Genomic DNA, 20,591 nt, shown 5'->3' with positions numbered 1-20,591 from the left:
CAGATCGCCGGGGTTATTTGTATTACAGGCAAATTCCTGCCGTGATTGAGAAAACCTTTGCCGTATATTCCTCTTCCCAGTATTGCCAATAACCACTATAACGGTAATCGGTACCTATTGCTGAGTTTAGAATATTGTAATTCAACTCAATATTGATAATGCGGGCCAGGGTTATACCGGCACTCAGCCCAATGTAAGCACCTCCCCAAACATAAGAGTCGGCATCCCGGTCGTCGGGCCACATAATAGATTCTTCTGCATCGAAAAACGTGTAACCTGTGTCGAATTTAAAATATGGGATAAAGCTGGTGTTTACAGGTATCCGGTATTTAAAACTTGTGTAAACAGGCCAATAGAACAGCGCACCGCTGGCATCACTACCATAGGTCCAGAGCCAGGCAATATCAGGGTCTTCTGTTTTCATGTGATGAAAGCCAAACCCTGCGCCAATACCGAGGTTGTTTAAAACTGGACCCGGTAAAAAATACCAGTGGGTTTCTAAAAATACAGGGGGAACACCGGCCTGCATCTCATAATCTAAACTACCTGATACGTTCTGGGAGAGCGCATAACCGGTTTGTAGCGTGAAATCAAAACGATCCTGGGCATAGGATGTAAAGATAGTCGCCATGGATATGACAATTATGACATAGAATTTTTTCATGGTAAATGTTTTGATGACTAGGAACCAGTGCAATGAGGCATACAGGGGTAGTAAACCCAGGTATGGTTGAGTTTCAGTAAGGTTGGGTAGCAGTAAGTAGGCAGGTGTTTTATACACCTAAAATAATCTCAATACAAATTTACGCTAATCTGGCATCACTTACAAAAAAACATTTGTCAGTCATAAACATTTAATAAGTTATGTAATTGCATCACTTTATAGAAGTTTTTTAATTTTGTACCCACTTATGAAGATAATTAATCTGTTTGAGAAGCAAAAACGTCTATTTTCCTTTGAGTTTTTTCCGCCCAAAGATTACTTAACGGCAGTGAAGTTTGGTATTAATGCGGGTCAGCTCATGAATATAAATCCATCCTTTGTATCTATTACTTATGGTGCAGGGGGCTCTTCGCATGACCATACTTTTGATCTGGTCAATTTCTTTCAGAATGAATTGGGATTCACGTGCATGGCGCATTATACCGTAATAGGAGCCACAAAGGAAAAAATAGCAGCCGATATGCGAGCCTTGCAAGATATGGGCGTGGAAAATGTAATGCTACTAAGGGGCGACCCACCAAAAGGAAGCGAAAGTTTTCCGCAAAATGCAGATGGGTTTAATCATGCTTCTGACCTGATAAGCTTTGTGAAGCAAAATTTTGATTTTTCCATTGGAGCTGCTGCATATCCCGAAAAGCATATTGAAGCATCGTGCATGGATGAAGACCTTGATAATTTACAGAAAAAGGTTGATGCGGGAGCCGATTTTCTGATTACACAAATGTTTTTCGATAATCTTTTTTACTGGGAGTTCATGGACAAGGTGCTCAAAAGAGGTATAAAAACACGCGTTATTCCGGGGATTATTCCCATTACAAGTTTTACACAGATAAAACGTTTTGCTGAGATCAGTGGTGCCAAAATTCCAGATAGAATAGCCAATGTAATGGAAGAAATTAAGACCCATCCTGAAAAAGTTTATAAAGAAGGGTTAAACATTGCAAAGCAACAAAGCGTTCTGCTTTTGGAAAAAGGAGCACCGGGTATACACGTGTTCACTTTAAACAAGTCAAGAGCAGCCATAGAATTGTACAACCATATCCCGGAAATTTATAAGTAATAATAACCGTTTGGTAAGTTTATTGCAGGTGTAATGGATTATTTTGACAAGATTTGATTATTTTTGTACCCTTTTTATTTGTTAATCATTATAAAATTTAAGATATCATGAGTAACCTTGAACCTATTAACGCTGATTTGAAATATAAAGTTAAAGATATAGGATTAGCGGCTGAGGGACGTATGCAAATTGAGCTGGCAGAGCATGAAATGCCTGGTATGATTGAGCTCAGAGAGAGATTTGGAAAAGATAAGCCTTTGAAGGGCGCCCGTATTATGGGTTCATTGCACATGACTGTTCAAACGGCCGTGTTAATTGAAACACTTACTGCACTTGGCGCAGATGTGCGCTGGGCCAGCTGCAATATATACAGCACACAGGATGAAGCTGCCGCCGCTATTGCTCAAACAGGTGTCCCCGTTTATGCATGGAAAGGTGAAACCCTTGATGAGTATTGGTGGTGCACAGCACAGGCACTTAATTTTCCCGGTGGAAAAGGTCCAAACCTCGTAGTAGACGATGGTGGTGATGCTTCACTGATGATTATGAAAGGTGCCGATGCTGAAAGAGAACCATCAACACTGGATTATACTCCTGAGGCAGGAGATGAGGTTGCCTTAGTGAACCGGTTGAAAACTATGGTTGCAGAAAATAATGCTTTTTTCACCGAAATGCTAAAAGATTTCAAAGGTGCCTCAGAAGAAACCACTACAGGTGTACATCGTTTGTACCAACGCGAAAATGATGGAACACTTATGTTCCCCGCTATCAATGTAAACGACTCTGTAACCAAATCAAAATTTGATAACACTTACGGTAACCGTGAATCATTGATCGATGGTATTAAACGTGCCACTGATGTAATGATTGCAGGAAAAACCTCAGTTGTTTGTGGTTTTGGCGGTGTTGGTAAAGGTTGCGCCGAAGGTTTAGCCGCCTATGGCTCAAAAATTTCTGTAACTGAAGTAGATCCGATTTGTGCTTTGCAAGCTGCCATGGAAGGGCATGAAGTAAAAACCGTTGAGGATATGCTTCCAACAGCCGATATTTATGTTACAGCAACAGGAAACAAAGCAGTTATTACTGTTGAGCACATGGAAAACATGAAAGATAAAGCCATTGTGTGTAATATTGGCCACTTTGACAATGAAATTGAAGTGGAAAAACTCGAAGCACGTAAAGACGTTAAAAAACGCAATATCAAACCCCAGGTCGATGAATATATCTTCCCTGATGGGCATTCCATCATCCTGCTTGCAGGTGGTCGTTTGGTGAACCTTGGTTGCGCCACAGGACACAGCTCATTTGTGATGAGTAACTCATTTGCCAACCAGGTGATGGCTCAAATTGAATTATGGGAGAAAGAACACGAAAATAAAGTTTACCGACTTCCTAAAAAACTCGATGAAGAAGTGGCTAAAGCACACTTGAAGCATCTGGGGGTAAATTTAACTGAATTAAAAGGAGATCAGGCTGAATATATTGGCGTACCTAAAGATGGTCCGTACAAACCCGATCACTACAGATATTAAAAAAAACAGGGCTCATACATTTAACCATAATGTATGGGCCTTTTATCATTAACAGTAATTATTTGAAGTTATGCCTTATTTATTTACATCTGAGTCCGTATCAGAAGGACACCCCGATAAAGTGGCCGATCAGATATCTGATGCCATTCTGGATGAAATTTTAAAACAAGACCCTGACTCAAAATGCGCATGCGAAACCTTTGTAACCACAGGTTTAGTAATGGTTGGGGGAGAAGTGAAAACCGAAGCTTATGTAGATGTACAGGAAATAGCCAGAGATGTGGTGCGCCGCATTGGTTATACTAAACCTGATTACCGCTTCGATGCCGATTCGTGTGGCGTTATTTCTTCTATTCATGAACAATCGCCAGATATCAATCAGGGTGTTGATCGTGAGAAAGAAGATGAGCAGGGTGCCGGAGACCAGGGAATGATGTTTGGCTTTGCTACAAACGAAACTGAGCAATACATGCCTTTACCCGTTGATATTGCCCACCGTTTGGTTGAAGAGCTGGCCGATATTCGTCGCAATTGTGGTAAAATGCCCTATCTGCGCCCGGATTCAAAATCGCAGGTAACCTTCAAATACGATGATGACGGAAAACCGCTGGGTATTGATACCATTGTAGTTTCAACACAGCACGATGAGTTTGTAAAAGCCGATGCCAATACTGAAGATGCTCAGAAAAGAGCAGATAATCAGATGCTTTCGCGTATCGAAACAGACATTCGCAATATTCTGATTCCGCAGGTTGCCAAAACTTACCCGCCAGAAATTCAAAAGTATTTTGATACTGAATTCCGTTTGCTTGTGAACCCTACAGGTAAATTCGTAATTGGCGGACCGCACGGCGATACCGGTCTTACAGGCCGTAAAATTATAGTAGATACCTATGGTGGCCGGGGTGCTCACGGTGGTGGCGCATTTTCCGGTAAAGATGCTTCAAAAGTAGATCGCTCGGCAGCTTATGCCACTCGCCATATTGCTAAAAATATTGTAGCTGCAGGCGTGGCTGAAGAAGCTCTGGTACAGTTGGCCTATGCCATCGGTGTAGCTGAGCCTGTGGGTGTATATGTGGAACTTAAGCGTTCAAAAGTTGATTTGTCCAATGCAGAAGTTGCAGAAAAAATCAAAACCATTTTTGACCTCAGACCACATGCCATTATTAAACGTTTTGGGTTAAAAAATCCAATATTTGAAGAAACAGCTGCCTACGGCCATATGGGTCGCACACCCGGCAAAAAAGTCATACGCATCAATGGTGACAAAAAAGAGATAGAAACTTTTACCTGGGAGAAACTCGATTATGTAGATGAGATTAAAAAGGCTTTTAAACTGTAGTTGACAACTTCCCTAAATAATTCAAAGCTCAGCCTTCGGTTGGGCTTTTTTTTGTGAAATTACGGTAATAACCCATCAACAACAATCTGCTTATTGAATGTTCAGTACACCTAAGAATAAGCGGAAATGTTTGTGTATTATTTGCTTTAATCAACGCGGGAGTTTTGTTTATGTGTTTATGATTGAGGTAAATTAAAACAGACATAAACCAACCACCAAATCAGCGATGAATTAATAAAGGAACAAAGGTGCCGATTAGATTATAAAAAAACGGGTAGGTTGGTTTGCATCATGAGAAGGTCAGTATTTTAACATTGCTTTTTATGCAACCAGAGCTACTGGTTATGTATGTTATAAACTGTTGTGGCAGACATAAAAAAAGTCCCCAGGGAAACTGGGGACTTAGCTTTATTTCGATAAATTGAATTACTCAATTACAACTCTGCGAACGCCCATTCTGTTGCCGTTTTGAACGCGCACAAAATAAACACCGCTAGGCTGATCAGAAAGGTTAATTGTACCTTGATTCTGAATTTCTGTTGAGCTAATAACCTGACCAATAGCGCTAATTACAGTTACTTTATTGGCACCTTGAGCTTCAACCTGAATAATTCCATTAGATGGGTTAGGATAGATGTTCATTTCAATAGCTGCAGGTCTGTCCAGAATTCCTACTGGTTGAACTCCCCAAACATCATTAAATGTAGTATCAGAAGCTATTGTTACCATACGGTTGTCTCCGCCTTCCCATTCGCCATTGCTCCAACCTTCATTTTTGAAGTATTTGTATTCATGGTCTCCTTCGGTTAATGAAAGTGTTACTGTGTAAATTGAGTCATTGTCAGCATCTTCCATGATATATTCTGGGCCTGCAATAGGCTCTGTCCATCCTGTCATTGTTCCAGTAATGCTTACAACGCTATCAGTTCCAATAACATAAAGACCTGAATCAATAGCCGGGCGCATATCAACGTTAAATGTAACGTCATATGTAGGAATTGCTTCTCCGATTGGGAATATACCCAAATCAAATGCTAATGGCCAACTAGCTACGAATGTATACCAACTACCATCGCCCCACTGTTCCCAAGAAAGTTCTGTGGTTGCATCTCCGTCAGATGTACTGATTAAACCGATGGTGTCATTGACCATTTTACTCATGTCGAAACCGATAGCATAATTACCATCAAGAGCAATAGGTTCCACTAAGTCAATAACAGTGTATCCACCAGCTGTGTCAATTGCATCTGTTAAAAATTCAACTGTGCTAACTACTGTTCCAGGTCCTGCAACTTGTCCTGTAGCATCAGTTCCGGTTCCATCCATATCATATACATTTAAAATTACCGTGTCTGCTTCAGTTGCAATTTCTTTTGCTCCAAACCAGAAGGCTACACTTGAAAGTGAGAAGTTTGTAAATGCATATTCCTGAGCTTTGGCGACGTCGCCATAGCTATTATTTCCAACGACATAACCACCACCATCTGCTGTGTAAAGTGCAGGTGTTCCGCTAGCAAAACTGGCAGGCATTAAGGTGTCTGCTTTGGTCATTTCTACCTGGTCATATTTTTTGACCATTTCTGCTTTTCTTTGTCCGTAAATATTACCAACTAAGGCAAAAAGGACTAATAACGTAAAAATTTTCTTCATAAGTATTAAGTTTTAGATTTAACAATAAAGTATTAAAAACAAATATAAGGTTTTAAATCAATGATTCCAAATTATACCCTGCTTTCCTGCCGATAATTAAATGCAAACGATTGCGCTATGTTGTGTATTCTTTATTAACCGGCATAATCTTCAGTCATGATTGTAAATTATCTTATACTATCCTTCTTAATTAACTAAAGAAACAAGTAATGGCAATAATTGTTTAAATAATAGAGTTGAAATTAATTTTCATCTATTGCATATAAAAACCTTTTGATACTTTTCTTTGGTGTTTTTTCAAATTCGTGCGGATACAGTTTAAAACGAGTTACTTGTTTAAATTTAGGTAGTTCTTCATTAATTTCAGTGCGCCCTTCTTCCAGTAAATCAGGAAGCTGATTCATTCGAATTCCCTGTTTATCAACAGCTTCATAATCAGGATAAATAAGCGCAACAAGTTTAGTGTTGTCGGATAGCACAAGCGATTCCATTACATGTGGTAGATTGTTGATTTTAGATTCGATTTCTTCCGGATAGATATTTTCGCCCGATGGCCCTAAGATGAGGGACTTACTACGGCCGTTAATAAAAACATAACCTTCTTCATCTACCATACCTAAATCGCCGGTATGTAACCAACCATCTTTATCAATAGAATGTGCTGTGGCTTCGGGGTTTTTGTAGTAGCCTTCCATCACGTTTTCACCTCTGACCAAAATTTCACCCACTCCTTCATTGCCTTTTTCATCATCTATCTTTATTTCCAGTGTGTCAACCAGTTTTCCGGCCGATCGGTATTTTGTATTTTCCCATCCTATGTAGCTTATCAATGGTCCGCATTCTGTCATGCCATAACCAACTGCGTACTTAAATTTGATTTTTCTGAGAAATGTTTCCACATCTTCACTTAATGGAGCACCGCCAATAACTATTTCCCTGAAGTTACCACCAAATACATCAGTGAGTTTTTTATTTATTTTCTGATAAATTGGTTTGTCTACCAATGGTAATGATGTTAATATTTTTAACAGCTTTTTGTCCAGTGCCGGCTTGATTTGTTTTTTATATATTTTCTCAATAATTAGTGGTACAGCAATAACTACTGAAGGTTTTATGGTTTGAAAGGCTTGTACTATAATTTTGGGAGAGGGCGTGCGGGTTAAAAAGTTAATATGGGAACCCATAGAAAATGGCCACAAAAACTCAAATGCACAACCATAAGTATGCGCCAATGGTAATATAGATACGATTTTTTCTCCTGTATTAAGGGGTAGATTGTGGCGGGCATACCTGACATTGGCCGCCAGAGCGTTGTTTTTTAATACCACTCCTTTAGAAAATCCGGTGGTACCACTCGTATAGTTTATAATTCCAATTTCATCGTTTGATACAGGTTCGATTTTAAAATCTTCCTTCGAAAATCCATTCTTGTATTGCTTTTTAAAACCATCATTGGTTTTATTGATGGCATGGACAAGGTGGCATTCAGGCTTACTGCATAATGCAGTGAAGTCCTCCAGAGCAACTATACCTTTTAAGCTATCCATACAACTTTCATCAACCTGTTCCCAAAGCATTTCGCCTACAAATAGCAGCTTTGAATCAGAGTGGTTTACAATATGGTGGATATCATTGGCATGAAAATCTGGTAAAATAGGTACGATTACTGCACCATAGCTTACAGTGGCGAGGTATACCATTCCCCAATGAGCGGAGTTTTTTCCAAGAAGTGCAATTTTATCACCCTTTTTAATTCCTGTTTCATCGAATAATTTATGTAACCATTTTATTTGGCGACCTGTATCACCATAGGTGTAATCTTTACCTTTATAATCTGAAAGTGCCGGGTATTCCCAGTGTTCTTTAATACTGTCAGCGATATACGCTACAAAGTTTTCTTTGATCATACGTCATACTTTCGTTAAACTAATTAACTTTTGGTTGCCTTAAAAGTGGTTCACAAAAGGTGTTTATATTATCAAAATCAGTTCCAAAAAATGAAACTTGATGTTAACTGTTTATAAGCCAGTTTTTTGGATGGACTAAGCGTGTCGAAAAAACAAAAATTCACACATGTGGATATATAAATTCGTTTAAAATAAACAAAATTTAAAGCTGGAATTGGCTGTTTTTATTTTAGCAAGTACGAAAAATAGGTATTTTACCCATTAAATACAATCTATTTACACAATCAAATTGAACCCAATTATATAAATAAATGAAAATATGTTTGTTACCATTGTTGGCACAAAAAAAGTTCATTTTTTTACGCATACATTTTTGGTAAAAAAGATAAATACACTACATTTGCAACCGCATTTGGGAGAGATGGCAGAGTGGTCGAATGCGGCGGTCTTGAAAACCGTTGACTGTCAAAGGTCCGGGGGTTCGAATCCCTCTCTCTCCGCAAAGAGATAAAAGGAGTACCAACAGGTGCTCCTTTTTTTGGTTTATTGTGAGTTACACCGCTGTGGATCGTCTATAAGACTAATTTCAAGTGCCTATACGGAGCCCTAAATACGCTGCTCGTTTGCTAAAACAGCTTTTTTTAATATATCATGGGTTTGGCTTATTAAAATTTTCATCAAACCATTATCTTTGGTGGTTTTATATAAAGATTATGAAACCGCTTGCGGTTCGTGGATGCATTTCAGAAATTAAAAAAATCTAAACAGATGAAACCTCCATGATAAAGCTTTTAACACACGTCGCCTTCGCATAGCTTCGGCGGAGCAAGGCTTCGCCTTCGCGTAGCTTCGTCGGAGCAAGGCTTCGCCTTCGCATAGCTTCGGCGGAGCAAGGCTGCGCATGATTATTCGGAGGAGTAAAGGTAAAAGGCTTGTTGTCAGGAAAAAGGAGGTTCCCCCGCCTTCGGCGGGGCAGGCTATTCGACCATTGAAAATTAAAAATAAACATATGAATGAAGCGCTCAATCCTGTTTATATAATAATTGCTATTCTTGCCTATTTCGGTATTTTAATGGTTATCTCACGGCTTACCAGCAGTAAGGGAAACAATCTTGGTTTTTATCTGGGAAATCGCCAATCGCCCTGGTTTGTTGTTGCATTTGGGATGTTGGGTGCATCGCTGTCGGGTGTAACTTTCATTTCTGTTCCCGGATGGGTGCAGGATACACAATTTAGCTATCTGCAAATGGTAATGGGTTATGTAGCTGGATATGCTGTTATCGCATTTGTGCTTTTACCTGTTTATTACAACTTAAAGCTGACCTCAATATATACTTATCTGGAACATCGGTTTGGTTCTTTTAGTCAAAAAACAGGAGCATGGTTCTTTTTTATTTCCAGGGTTATAGGTGCTTCTTTCAGGTTGTTTATTGTGGCAACCGTAATGCAAGTGATGGTTTTCGATCCCCTGGGTATTCCTTTCCCGGTTACTGTGCTAATCACTATTTTGCTTATATGGATTTATACCAACCGCGGTGGCATAAAAACCATTATCTGGACAGATGTGTTGCAAACCACATTTATGTTTTTATCTGCCATTGTAACTATTGTGATAATTTATAACCAGTTGGCTGAGCAGAGTTTATGGGATTTTGTTGCGAATTCAGAATACAGTCGTGTGTTTTTCTTTGATGATTGGAACAGCCCGAACCATTTTATTAAGCAATTTTTTTCTGGTATGTTTATTACAATTGTGATGACGGGTCTGGACCAGGATATGATGCAGAAAAACCTAAGTTGCCGCAATCTTAAAGATGCCCAGAAAAACATGTTGTCGTACGGGATTGCTTTTGTCCCGGTCAACATTATGTTTCTTACCCTGGGGGTAATGCTGTATTCTTATGCAGCCTCACTTGGCTTGAGTATACCAGCGCGTGGCGATGAAATTTTTCCGTTGGTTATTTCGCATGGCGAATTGCCGCTATTTGTCGCCATAATGTTCATTCTTGGTTTGGTAGCAGCGGCCTATTCCAGTGCCGATTCTGCTTTGACCGCTTTAACCACAACATTTACGGTTGATATACTGGGCTATAATCATAAAGATTTGAATTCGGCCACTGCACTTCGCACACGGCGTTGGGTGCATTTGAGTATTTCTGCGTTGCTTGCCATTGTAATTATTATTTTCCAGCTTATTTCAGATGAAAGTGTGATAAGTGCCATATTTACGGTTGCCGGGTATACGTATGGTCCATTGTTGGGATTGTTTGCCTTCGGATTGTTTACAAAATATCAACCCCGGGAAAAATGGATTCCCTATATTGCTGTTGCTTCACCCATAATTTGCTATGTCCTGAACAGCTATTCAGAGGCCTGGTTCAATGGGTTTCAATTCGGATTTGAATTATTGATAATTAACGGCGCCATCGTGTTTTTGGGGCTTGGTATCTCGGCTATGGGCAAAAAATAAGGGTTGCTCCAAAGGAACAACCCTCAATACAATTCTATTTCTGTTTATTTAGGTTCTGCTGTATGATATTCATTATTAGCATATTTCGTGTTTTTCAGCAGAGCCTATTTAGATGTTTCGTTAGCTACTTCTTGTTCTATAAATGTAGCAAATTCATCAATGGACATCTGTCCCTGATCTCCTTCGCCTTGTTTTCTGAGAGCAACTTTTCCTTCGGTCATTTCTTTTTCACCAACGATAAGCAGGTAGGGTGTGCGTTTTAGCTCATTGTCGCGAATTTTACGGCCGATTTTTTCGTTGCGTTCATCCACAGATACGCGTACATCGCGGGCTGCGAGTTTTGCTTTGACATCCCTTGCGTAATCGTTAAATTTTTCGCTTATCGGGAGTATTACAGCCTGCTCCGGTGTGAGCCAAAGTGGGAATTTGCCGCCGGTGTGTTCCAGTAGCACTGCTACGAAACGTTCCATAGAGCCAAAGGGCGCACGGTGAATCATTATCGGGCGGTGCCGGTTATCATCGCTTCCGATATATTCCAGTTCAAAACGTTCAGGCAGGTTGTAATCTACCTGGATGGTTCCTAATTGCCATTTGCGGCCAATTGCGTCACGAACCATAAAGTCGAGTTTGGGACCATAAAACGCAGCTTCGTTGTATTCCACCTCGTAGTTCATGCCCTTTTCATCGGCAGCTTCAATAATGGCTTTTTCGGCTTTTTCCCAGTTTTCATCACTTCCAATATATTTGGAATGGTCTTTCTTGTCGCGCAATGAAACCTGCGCCACGTAATCTTTGAAATCGAGTGTTTTAAAGATATAAAGTATGATGTCAATAACCTTTATAAACTCCTCTTTCAGTTGATCGGGACGGCAAAAAATGTGTGCATCGTCCTGTGTAAAGCCACGTACACGGGTTAAACCATGCAGCTCACCTGATTGCTCATAGCGGTAAACTGTTCCAAACTCGGCCAGTCGAATGGGCAAATCTTTGTAGGATTTGGGCGAAGCTTTATACATTTCGCAATGGTGCGGGCAATTCATAGGTTTTAGCAAATATTCTTCTCCTTCTTCAGGTGTATGTATGGGTTGAAACGAATCCTGTCCATATTTGGCATAGTGCCCTGAAGTTACGTATAAATCTTTTTGTCCGATATGGGGAGAAATAACCTGCTCGTAGCCATAATCCCGCTGCACCTTTTTCAGGAAGTTTTCGAGGCGCTCACGCAATTGTGCGCCTTTGGGCAGCCATAATGGCAATCCCTGACCAACACGCTGCGAGAATGTGAAAAGTTCAAGTTCTTTACCCAGCTTACGGTGATCGCGCTTTTTTGCTTCCTCGAGCATCTCAAGGTACTCGTCCAGCATTTTCTTTTTCGGGAAAGTGATGCCATAAAGGCGTGTAAGCTGCTTGCGCTTCTCATCGCCACGCCAATAAGCACCTGCAACGCTGGTGATTTTAATGGCTTTTATAGGTGAAGTGTCGGGTAGGTGAGGGCCACGGCACAAATCAGTGAAATTTCCCTGTTGGTAAAAGGTAATGGTGCCGTCTTCCAGATCATTGATTAGCTCTACTTTGTATTCATCACCCTTTTTTTGGTAATACTCCAGCGCTTCGTTTTTGGGGATATCTGAACGGTGATATTCTTCTTTTTGCCTTGCGAGTTCCAACATTTTGTCCTCAATTTTCTTGAAGTCTGCATCTGTCAGTTGCCGGTCGCCAAGGTCAATGTCGTAATAAAAACCTTGCTCAATTGCTGGTCCTATACCGAATTTTACTCCCGGATAAAGCTGTTCAACAGCTTCTGCCAGCAAGTGGGCTGAAGAGTGCCAAAAGGCATGTTTTCCTTCGTCATCTTCCCATTTGTGAAGTTTTATGCTGGCATCTTCTTTAATCGGACGGTTAATGTCCCAAAGTTCATCATTTACAGTTATGCTAAGCACTTCTTTGGCCAGCCTTGGGCTGATATCTCTTGCAATGTCTAATCCGGTAACGCCGGGTTCATATTTCTTTTTACTATTATCAGGTAGTGTTATTTCAATCATAAAAATTATTTTTCAAGTTTTTGAACCTCATCAAGGGTTTCTTTCACAAGGTTGTGTAATTCGTTTTGAATGCTTTTAAAATATGTTTTAGCATTCGTTTCATTTTTGATGCGCCTGTATTCATTTATTCTGCTAAGTAGTTCTTTCTTTTTTGTTAACAGCTTCGTGGCAAGGTCCGTCAATTTTGATTCATGTTTACCTTTGTACATTACATCTGCAACCAAACATTCAATTATTAACTCGTTCGTTATGTAATGAATGTCTTTTTTTAATTCTCTGATACTTGCCATAATTCTAAATTTTAGTTTTCCTCGTTAAAATAAAGCTTATAATAATTCATTCTTCTTATGTCGTCAAATCCTTTTTCCATATTTTCAGGCTTCCCATGTACATAAAGATGAAAGTTCTTGTCGAGTTTTATTACAGGCCTGAAATACTTTTTTTGCTTTTTCAGGGCTGGTTTTGATATATTGAAATCACTGTTCGGCTCTGTTTCGTATTGTTCTTTAAATTCATCCTTAAAGTCCTTAAAAGCATCTATTATATCGGGTTCGTGTATTACTTCATCTTCAAAATTTTGTTCCTCAAATTTATCGTGGTTTTCAAAATACTCCTGCGACCGTTTCATGAAATTTAACTGATCGGGGGTATTGAAATTATTCTCTTCAGTTAATACACCATCGCTAAATGCTTTGCAAAGATCAATATAATTCTTTGTATCGTAAAATTCATCTTCGCGAAAATTAACCTTCAAAAAATCATTTGTCCAATATTGGGCTTCACCCGATTGGTTTGTTTTATCTACAATACTGATTTTATAGCCATCTTCTTCTTCGGTGTTGAAAATCAGACAACCTTTATCTAATTTTTTTATATTGATACCTGTTTGCATATCAACACCATAGTGGTTGTTTTGTTGCACAACCTTCAAAAAAGTGTCTTTGTTTTCACTTTTAAAAATGCCAATGGCATCGGTAATTTCATCATCGACCACACAACCGGCAAAATGTACAATATAGACTTCTCCCTGCTTAATATTGGGATGGGTCGATACTAAATGCAGGTGTTTGGCTATGTATTGCGATTGCCCTGCAAAGGTATTTGGGTCTGAAAAAAGTTTCTGTGTGTGCTGAAACATTTCATGAAACTCAAGTCCGTTTTCGTGCTCAAAATGGTAATAAGCATCAGGCTTAAATGGCCGTAGAAAGAAATCGACCAAAACCTGCTCAATATCATCATCAAGCTCTGGCAACACAGCTTCTGATAGCTCCAGGGAGTGCTCTTCCTGATTGGAACCAACCTTGTGTATTATAATGTTTTTCAGCGATACTTCACTAAAGTCGAACATAGGCAAAAATTTCCGCTAATTTAAAAAAGATATTGGTTTAATTCAGGTAAAATTACTCTGTCTTTCACTATTCTTTTCATTGTATATTTGTTTAAAACAAGTTTAAAAATGCTTAATCATCAAAAACATATACTGGAAGCACTTCATAATGAGCCGGTTTTATTTTTAAAAGAAGTGCAGAAATCGTTCCAATGGCTTTCGGAACAAGAAATAGAAAATTTGCAACATTGGCTGAAAGATAAATACCCTGAATTGTATAAAACGCGCATAAAATATTTATTCATAAAGAATCCCGCCTGATACCTTTTGCGACCCTGATTAAACATTCCTTGCACTTCCCAGGTGCAAGGTTTGTTTTGTTCACCAAATTTATACTCGCAAATAGTAAGCCTGTTTTTGAAATGTTAAATTTATAATGTGCTCTCACTATTTCTAATTTATTTAGTAAATTGAAGGTGAGAAGAATATGGGCTCCAAACAAGCTCTTGCAATACTACCTCGTGCTTAGCATGTGCTTTTCGTTTACTTAAGCTAACATTTATGCATAAAATTATTTTTGGTTTATCAGTGGTTTGCCTGATGCAGTTTGCTATGTTTGGTCAAACAAAAACAGATAGTCTCCAATCTGTTTTAGACAAGGGTACTAAAATAGAAAAACTTGATGCTTTACTTGAGCTGGGTTCGCTTTATCTTAGTATTAATATAGATACCAGTTTGCTTTATGTCAATGAAGCTTTGAGTTTGTCAAAAAACCTGGGCAATGAAGTAAAAGAGGCAAAAGCCCTGAAAAAAAGAGGTGTAGCTTTTTATTATCAGAGCCAAATCGACAGTGCTCTGTCGGACTTTAAGCATTCTATGAGTATTTATAAAAAATTGGGCATGAAGAAGGAAGAGGCCGGATTGCTGTCTAATATTGGAATAATTGAAACTGATATGTCGAACTATCAGCAGGCCCTCGAAGACTTGAACAATGCGCTTGAGATTTATGAGAATATTAATGATTCAACAGGAATATGCACTGTTTATGGCAGTATTGGAGCCATTTACCTTTCAGTAAGCAGCTATGAAAAGGCTTTAGATTATTTTCAGCAATCATACGACATAGCTCAAATAGCTAACGATCAATTTACCATCACAAGTTCGTTGCACAACATGGGGCTGGTATATCACAGCTGGGGCGAATTTGAAAAAGCTGTGACCAAATACCGCGAAGCCATGAAGCTTGCCCGGGAAAGGGGTGATCAGAGAACCATGGCGCACATAATTTTAAATATTGGAGTGGTTTATTATGATTGGGGAAACTATGAGAAAGCACTTGAGTACTACAAAAAATCATTGGACATGCATGAAAAGATGGGTGATTTGCCCAATATGACCAATTCTCTGAACAACATAGCTATCATTTATGAAAAAACAAACCAAAAAAGTAAAGCACTTGACTACTATGTTAAAGCGTTGAACATAGCCAAAGAAGCCGGACGAAAACAATCTGTTGGAACAGCGTATTTGAATATAGGATCATTTTACCAGGGCAATGGTGATCATGATAAAGCCATAAAGTATTATCGTAAGTCGCTTGAGATAAGGCGCGAAATAGATGATCAACGCGGTGTGGCAACTTCTTTGATTAGTCTGGGTAATGCATATTCTGACCTAAAAAAGTACCCCAAAGCGCTTGAATATTATTTTTCAGGCCTGGAGCTTTTAAAAGAATTAAATAGTCTTAGCGACTTAAAAGAGACCTATAGCTCAATGGCCTTAAATTTTGAAGAAATGGGTGATTATAAAAGAGCTTACGAGTATTATAATAAATATTCGGTATTAAAAGACTCCATATTCAGTAAAGAGGCGCATCAGAACATTACTGATATACAAACAAAATATGAGACTGAGCAAAAGGAAAAGGAAATACAATTACTGAATAAAGAGAAGTTGGTTGATAAATTAAAAATGCAAGAACAAAACGAGGCCATTCAAAAACAGCGAATATTGATCATTTCATTTATTGTTGTTTTTGCCCTGATTTTGGTTTTCTCCATTATTGTATACAGACTATATAGCAGAATTCGCAAAGCGAATCATGTTTTAGCCCGCCAAAATCAGGAGATTAAGGAACAAAAGGAAGAAATAGAATCGCAAAGGGATGATATTTCCTATAAAAATGCTGAACTGGAGCAAAAAAATGAAGAAATAACAGCTCAGCGTGACGAAATTGAAACCAAACGCGATATGGTGATGAAACAAAAGGAGCACATCGAACATATCCATCTCGAAGTTTCTCAAAGTATAGATTATGCCAGGCGTATACAACAGGCGATATTGCCTGAAAGAAATCTTCTCACCCAAAAAGGACTGGATAATTTTATTCTATTCAAGCCAAAAGACAAGGTAAGCGGCGATTTTTACTGGTGGACCGAGCTTGAAGATTTCACTGTTATAACCGCTGCTGACTGCACCGGACATGGAGTGCCGGGAGCTTTTATGAGCCTGCTTGGGATTTCATTTTTACGCGAAATCGTAATGAAAGAATATATAACACATCCAGGAGTAATTTTGCGCAGGTTAAGAAAAGAAGTAGTTAAATCTTTGAGCCAAACCGGAAAGGAGGGTACACAAAAAGATGGCATGGATATGAGTTTATTGGTCATTAACCATAAAGAGCAAACTTTTTCATGGGCAGGAGCCAATAATCCGCTTTGGATAGTAAGGGCCGATGACCACGATGATTATGATGATATGGCTTCGAAAATTGAAGTAATAAAAGCCGATAAAATGCCCATTGGCATATATGAACGGATGGATAAATTTCAAAATCATGAACTACAGCTGCATAATAACGACAAGCTATATATGTTTTCAGATGGTTTCCCTGATCAGTTTGGCGGACCGAAAGGCAAAAAATACAAGCAAAAAGCTTTTAAACGGCTTATAGCATCAACTTCGCATCTTTCTATGGTTGAACAGGGTGCCTACCTTGAGCAGGAGTTGAAAAAATGGATGCAACACGATGGCGAGCATTTTGAGCAAGTCGATGATATTACAGTGCTGGGAATATCTGTCAGTATTTAGGTTCCCATTTACCCAAACTGTATAAAAATGTTTTTAATTAGCAGGACAAATTACTTGTAATCTAGTGTTATTTGTATTATTTTTAATTAATTGTTTCATAGTTTATAATAGTTGTTTTCATCTTCAGAGGAGGCTGGAAATACGTGAGATAATTTTCATGAAAATAGGTAGATCAACGCTTTATGGGATTATGAAAAGTAAATATTTTTATCAGATAATAAAGGAATGCCATATATGATTACCTCCCGAATTGATTACGATACAGGAATATTATATGTTGATTTTAAAGGTGAAATAACCCTCGAGGAGTTGCTGGAACATGTAACCATACAGGAGAGTCGAAGTCAATATCCCAAAAAGCTCAAAATACTTACAAATGCTACTGCTGCAGAATTTTTTCTGCAACCCCGTGATTTGGTTAAGGTTAAGGAAGAAATGGCACAAACACTGAAAAAATACAATGTCATTTATGATGCTTTTGTCGTGAATCACACCAAAAGCACGGCACTATCAGTCTTTTATATGGAATTGGCTATGCTGGACAATTATCACTTCAAGGTTTTTTCAACTAAAGAAGCGGCCGAAAGGTGGCTAAAATCCATTTAGACACTTACCGAAACATTGTTTGTTATATTTATTATCTTATGTTATTTTAGCAGCTTTTATAAATATAAAAGGCTATGCATAAGGTTATTTTCCTGTTAATCCTATTTGTTCCCACAACAGCATTTACTCAAAATGCATCAGATACCTCTTTTCAGTCATTTGATGGGTATTTAATAGCTGATACCGCCATGAATCAAGGCAATATTACTGATCCTATGTTTTTAATTAAGGGACGGGCAGCCGGTTTGACAGTCACAAAAGGTGATGGTCACCCGATGAATCACGAATCAGTTTTGATTCGTGGAATGGGGTCAAGGGGTTGGGACAATAGACCATTGTATGTGATAGATGGTATTCCTGGTGCTGATCCATATGGGCTTTTTCCTGAGCATATTCGATCAATGAAAATTCATAGAAATGTAGCATCCACATCGAAATATGGTATTTATGGGGGAAATGGTGTTATCGAAATTAATACTATTGGTAATTTCATTAAGGATACATTTCAAGTTTCATATCATAGCATGATTTCATTTGATCAACCTTCAGAAAGACTCGATTTGTTAACTGCGAGTGAATTCAGAAGAGAAGCTCAGAGTTATGCCGACATGCTGGAAATGCCGGTTGAAGAATTTTTCGATGATTTAGGCGCATCAACGGATTGGCAAGATGAGGTTTTTAGGCAGGTGGTTACACATCAGCAAAATGTTGCCGTTAGCCAATCTATAAATAATACGCGTTACCGGTTGGCTTTTAATTTCAGAGATCAGCCGGGTCTACTGATTCAATCAGGGAAAAGAAAGATAGGCGTCAACAGTTACGTTAATCAATCTTTATTCAACGACAAGCTGAATTTAAGCATAGGCTATACTCTGTCAGACCTGAAATATAAAGGAATTTCAGAAACTGATTCTGAAATGGTTCTGTTTCAAGCCTATACCCGGATCCCGACCAATCCGGTAAATATGCCGGCTGATGAATTTAGTTTTGTTTATCCTTACAGTTTTTATGGCGGTTATGACCCTGTATTTTTGATTAATAGTTATCATAATACACAAAAGCGGAAAAGTCAACGTATTAATGTAGCCTTAGACTATAATCTATCGGAATTATTAACATTTTCTATTAATTCGGGTTTGCAGGAAATTGAAAAAGATGAGAGCTTTTTCATGGAAAATGCTGTCATAATGAATTCTCGAATTTCCAGTTACCGCGAAAGAATAGATAAGTTATATTTTTTCAACAGTCAATTGAACTTTGAGATTCCATGGTCTGATCATTCAATTTTTACAACTAATATCTTCTATAGTTACCAGAGTTCGAGGTTTAATAAAGACATTAATACATATATCAGTAATTTACATAATCAACGAAACAATGCTTTATCTGGTGAGGTCAATTATTTTCATAAAAGAGGATTGAAGATTCGATGGATAAGTCGCTATGATAATATCACGCTGCATGATGTTGATGAATACCGTAAGCATTATTGGAGCCATTCTGTTTCTTTGGGGTGGAATTTAAAGAAATTAGTAACTAATTCCTTAGTTGAAAAGTTTAGCAGACTTGAATTTCAATATCTTTATGGAAAAGCATTTAGTCAACCATTACCAAATCAAAGAGTCAGACCATTACATGATAATTTTCATCCTACTAGCGAGCATGTTTTTTCTTTTAAAACCGGTTTACTTAAAAACAGATTAACTCTTGACTTTAATTTCTATAAACGTACAACATCCAACAAACATTACCTTGTTATTCAAGTAAGTTCTTATTACGGGTCTGGGCCGGGTTTTATTCCCTATGATTATATCGTAATTAATAAAGGCGTAGAGGCTGATTTAAAATGGTTGGTTTTCAGAAAAGAACAGTTTACATGGAATACAGGATTTCATTATCAACTTAATAATAATCGTATAAAAACGCTTAACTCACATCATAATCTTGCATATTCCAGATATGGTGATCAGATATTTGATGAAGGCCAGGCCTTGTATACATTTAATTTGTCTGAATTTGCTTATTCCGAAGGTTTAGATGTGTATTATTATGATAATGAAGGAGGAATAACCACCAATCGTTATGATGCCCGGAAGACAAGAGCCTCTGTTTTTCCTGAATACCAGGTGGGGTGGCAAAATGAATTACATTACCATAATTTTAATTTGTCATTTTCGATGCGCTACGTACATGGTAACTATATTTATAATGCTGATCGGTTAATACTTAATGAGTTATATTTTCCTAACAGTAATGTATTAAGTATTGAATTTTACCCGAACTTTACTTATTCTAAGGGCTCGGACTTTGTTCTTGAGGATGCTTCGTATTTACGTATCGACAATATTGTTCTAGGCTATACATTGAATCTTGATCATTGGAATGTGAATGGGTTAGTTAATGTATATTTTGGTGTTAATAATTTAGTTACGCTAACAAATTTTTCGGGGCTGAATCCGGAAATAGACTATGAGCGCCCGGTAAATGGATGGGATAAGTTTATCATTTACAGAAATGATATGACCGGGATATCGGCAGCATCGGGATATCCGCCTCTTCGATCGTTTTTTATGGGAGTGAAAATCACGATATAATTCCAACATTCAGCAGTTTTATTGCATATTTTATGTCCCAATAAAAAAAACGCCCGCAAGCCTGCGAGCGTTTTTTAGTGGTGCTAATAAACAGACTATCTTATCACTATTCTTTCATTGTGTATTTCATCATCTGTTACAATCTGCAACATGTACATGCCTTCTGATTGACCGGCAACGTCCAGTTCAAATCCCTGACCATTGTAGTCGAGTTGTGCAGTTTTAACGAGTTGTCCGTTCATGCTGT

The 20,591-nt window shown here is 38.3% G+C and carries 15 protein-coding genes and 1 tRNA gene; 9 read left to right on the top strand and 7 right to left on the bottom strand.

Annotated features, from left to right (window positions below):
- Nucleotides 1–22: 22 nt before the first annotated feature.
- Complete coding sequence (locus tag ACTB0Y_RS16045) at nt 23–664, bottom strand: hypothetical protein (protein WP_463207847.1); 642 nt, start codon at nt 662–664, stop codon at nt 23–25.
- Between the two features lie 247 nt (nt 665–911).
- Between ACTB0Y_RS16045 and ACTB0Y_RS16040 the strand changes: the two genes are divergently transcribed.
- From ACTB0Y_RS16040 to metK, 3 genes are all read left to right on the top strand, one after another.
- Nucleotides 912–1,784 carry a methylenetetrahydrofolate reductase gene (locus ACTB0Y_RS16040; RefSeq protein ID WP_463207846.1) on the top strand — a complete coding sequence of 291 codons (873 nt, stop codon included), beginning with the start codon at nt 912–914 and terminating at the stop codon, nt 1,782–1,784.
- Nucleotides 1,785–1,891: 107 nt separating this feature from the next.
- Nucleotides 1,892–3,316, top strand: coding sequence for an adenosylhomocysteinase (ahcY, locus tag ACTB0Y_RS16035; protein ID WP_463207845.1), 1,425 nt, complete (start codon nt 1,892–1,894; stop codon nt 3,314–3,316).
- A gap of 70 nt (nt 3,317–3,386) precedes the next feature.
- Nucleotides 3,387–4,658 (top strand): methionine adenosyltransferase, encoded by a 1,272-nt coding sequence (gene metK / locus ACTB0Y_RS16030; protein ID WP_463207844.1) that lies wholly within the window; start codon nt 3,387–3,389, stop codon nt 4,656–4,658.
- A 426-nt stretch (nt 4,659–5,084) separates the two neighbouring features.
- On the opposite strand, the gene ACTB0Y_RS16025 is transcribed toward metK, so the two are convergent.
- Together ACTB0Y_RS16025 and ACTB0Y_RS16020 are read right to left on the bottom strand one after the other, a co-directional pair.
- Nucleotides 5,085–6,308, bottom strand: coding sequence for a T9SS type A sorting domain-containing protein (locus ACTB0Y_RS16025; RefSeq protein ID WP_463207843.1), 1,224 nt, complete (start codon nt 6,306–6,308; stop codon nt 5,085–5,087).
- Between the two features lie 242 nt (nt 6,309–6,550).
- Nucleotides 6,551–8,212, bottom strand: coding sequence for an AMP-binding protein (locus tag ACTB0Y_RS16020; protein WP_463207849.1), 1,662 nt, complete (start codon nt 8,210–8,212; stop codon nt 6,551–6,553).
- 418 nt (nt 8,213–8,630) lie between these two features.
- Between ACTB0Y_RS16020 and ACTB0Y_RS16015 the strand changes: the two genes are divergently transcribed.
- Nucleotides 8,631–8,715 (top strand) — tRNA-Ser (locus ACTB0Y_RS16015).
- Nucleotides 8,716–9,224: 509 nt separating this feature from the next.
- Nucleotides 9,225–10,685, top strand: a complete 1,461-nt coding sequence (locus ACTB0Y_RS16010) for a sodium:solute symporter (RefSeq protein WP_463207842.1) — start codon at nt 9,225–9,227, stop codon at nt 10,683–10,685.
- A gap of 104 nt (nt 10,686–10,789) precedes the next feature.
- Here the strand turns inward: ACTB0Y_RS16010 and thrS are convergent, their stop codons facing one another.
- Genes thrS through ACTB0Y_RS15995 form a run of 3 tightly spaced genes read right to left on the bottom strand, consistent with a single transcriptional unit; the run spans nt 10,790 to nt 14,075 of the window.
- A complete protein-coding gene (gene thrS, locus ACTB0Y_RS16005) occupies nt 10,790–12,727 on the bottom strand; it encodes a threonine--tRNA ligase (protein WP_463207841.1) in 1,938 nt (645 codons plus the stop codon).
- Nucleotides 12,728–12,732: 5 nt separating this feature from the next.
- Complete coding sequence (locus ACTB0Y_RS16000; protein ID WP_463207840.1) at nt 12,733–13,017, bottom strand: hypothetical protein; 285 nt, start codon at nt 13,015–13,017, stop codon at nt 12,733–12,735.
- Nucleotides 13,018–13,028: 11 nt separating this feature from the next.
- Entirely contained in the window at nt 13,029–14,075 is a 1,047-nt protein-coding gene (locus tag ACTB0Y_RS15995; protein WP_463207839.1) for a nucleoid-associated protein, read from the bottom strand.
- Nucleotides 14,076–14,183: 108 nt separating this feature from the next.
- Here ACTB0Y_RS15995 and ACTB0Y_RS15990 point away from each other — a divergent pair, with 108 nt between their 5' ends.
- From ACTB0Y_RS15990 to ACTB0Y_RS15975, 4 genes are all read left to right on the top strand, one after another.
- On the top strand, nt 14,184–14,375 hold the full coding sequence (locus tag ACTB0Y_RS15990; RefSeq protein WP_463207838.1) for a hypothetical protein: 192 nt from the start codon (nt 14,184–14,186) through the stop codon (nt 14,373–14,375).
- Between the two features lie 240 nt (nt 14,376–14,615).
- The gene (locus ACTB0Y_RS15985) at nt 14,616–17,144 is read left to right on the top strand and encodes a tetratricopeptide repeat protein (protein WP_463207837.1); all 2,529 of its coding nucleotides are present in this window, start codon (nt 14,616–14,618) and stop codon (nt 17,142–17,144) included.
- Nucleotides 17,145–17,378: 234 nt separating this feature from the next.
- Nucleotides 17,379–17,750 carry a hypothetical protein gene (locus tag ACTB0Y_RS15980; RefSeq protein ID WP_463207836.1) on the top strand — a complete coding sequence of 124 codons (372 nt, stop codon included), beginning with the start codon at nt 17,379–17,381 and terminating at the stop codon, nt 17,748–17,750.
- A 74-nt stretch (nt 17,751–17,824) separates the two neighbouring features.
- A complete protein-coding gene (locus tag ACTB0Y_RS15975; RefSeq protein WP_463207835.1) occupies nt 17,825–20,344 on the top strand; it encodes a TonB-dependent receptor plug domain-containing protein in 2,520 nt (839 codons plus the stop codon).
- A gap of 95 nt (nt 20,345–20,439) precedes the next feature.
- Here ACTB0Y_RS15975 and ACTB0Y_RS15970 read toward each other — a convergent pair whose 3' ends face one another.
- Nucleotides 20,440–20,586: a T9SS type A sorting domain-containing protein gene (locus ACTB0Y_RS15970; protein ID WP_463207848.1), complete on the bottom strand. Its 147-nt coding sequence runs from the start codon at nt 20,584–20,586 to the stop codon at nt 20,440–20,442.
- Between the last annotated feature and the right edge of the window lie 5 nt (nt 20,587–20,591).

The sequence above is a fragment of the Salinivirga sp. genome (assembly GCF_055145285.1).
The sequence above is the reverse complement of the archived record's forward strand: the minus strand, read 5'-3'. Positions and strand labels throughout refer to the sequence as shown.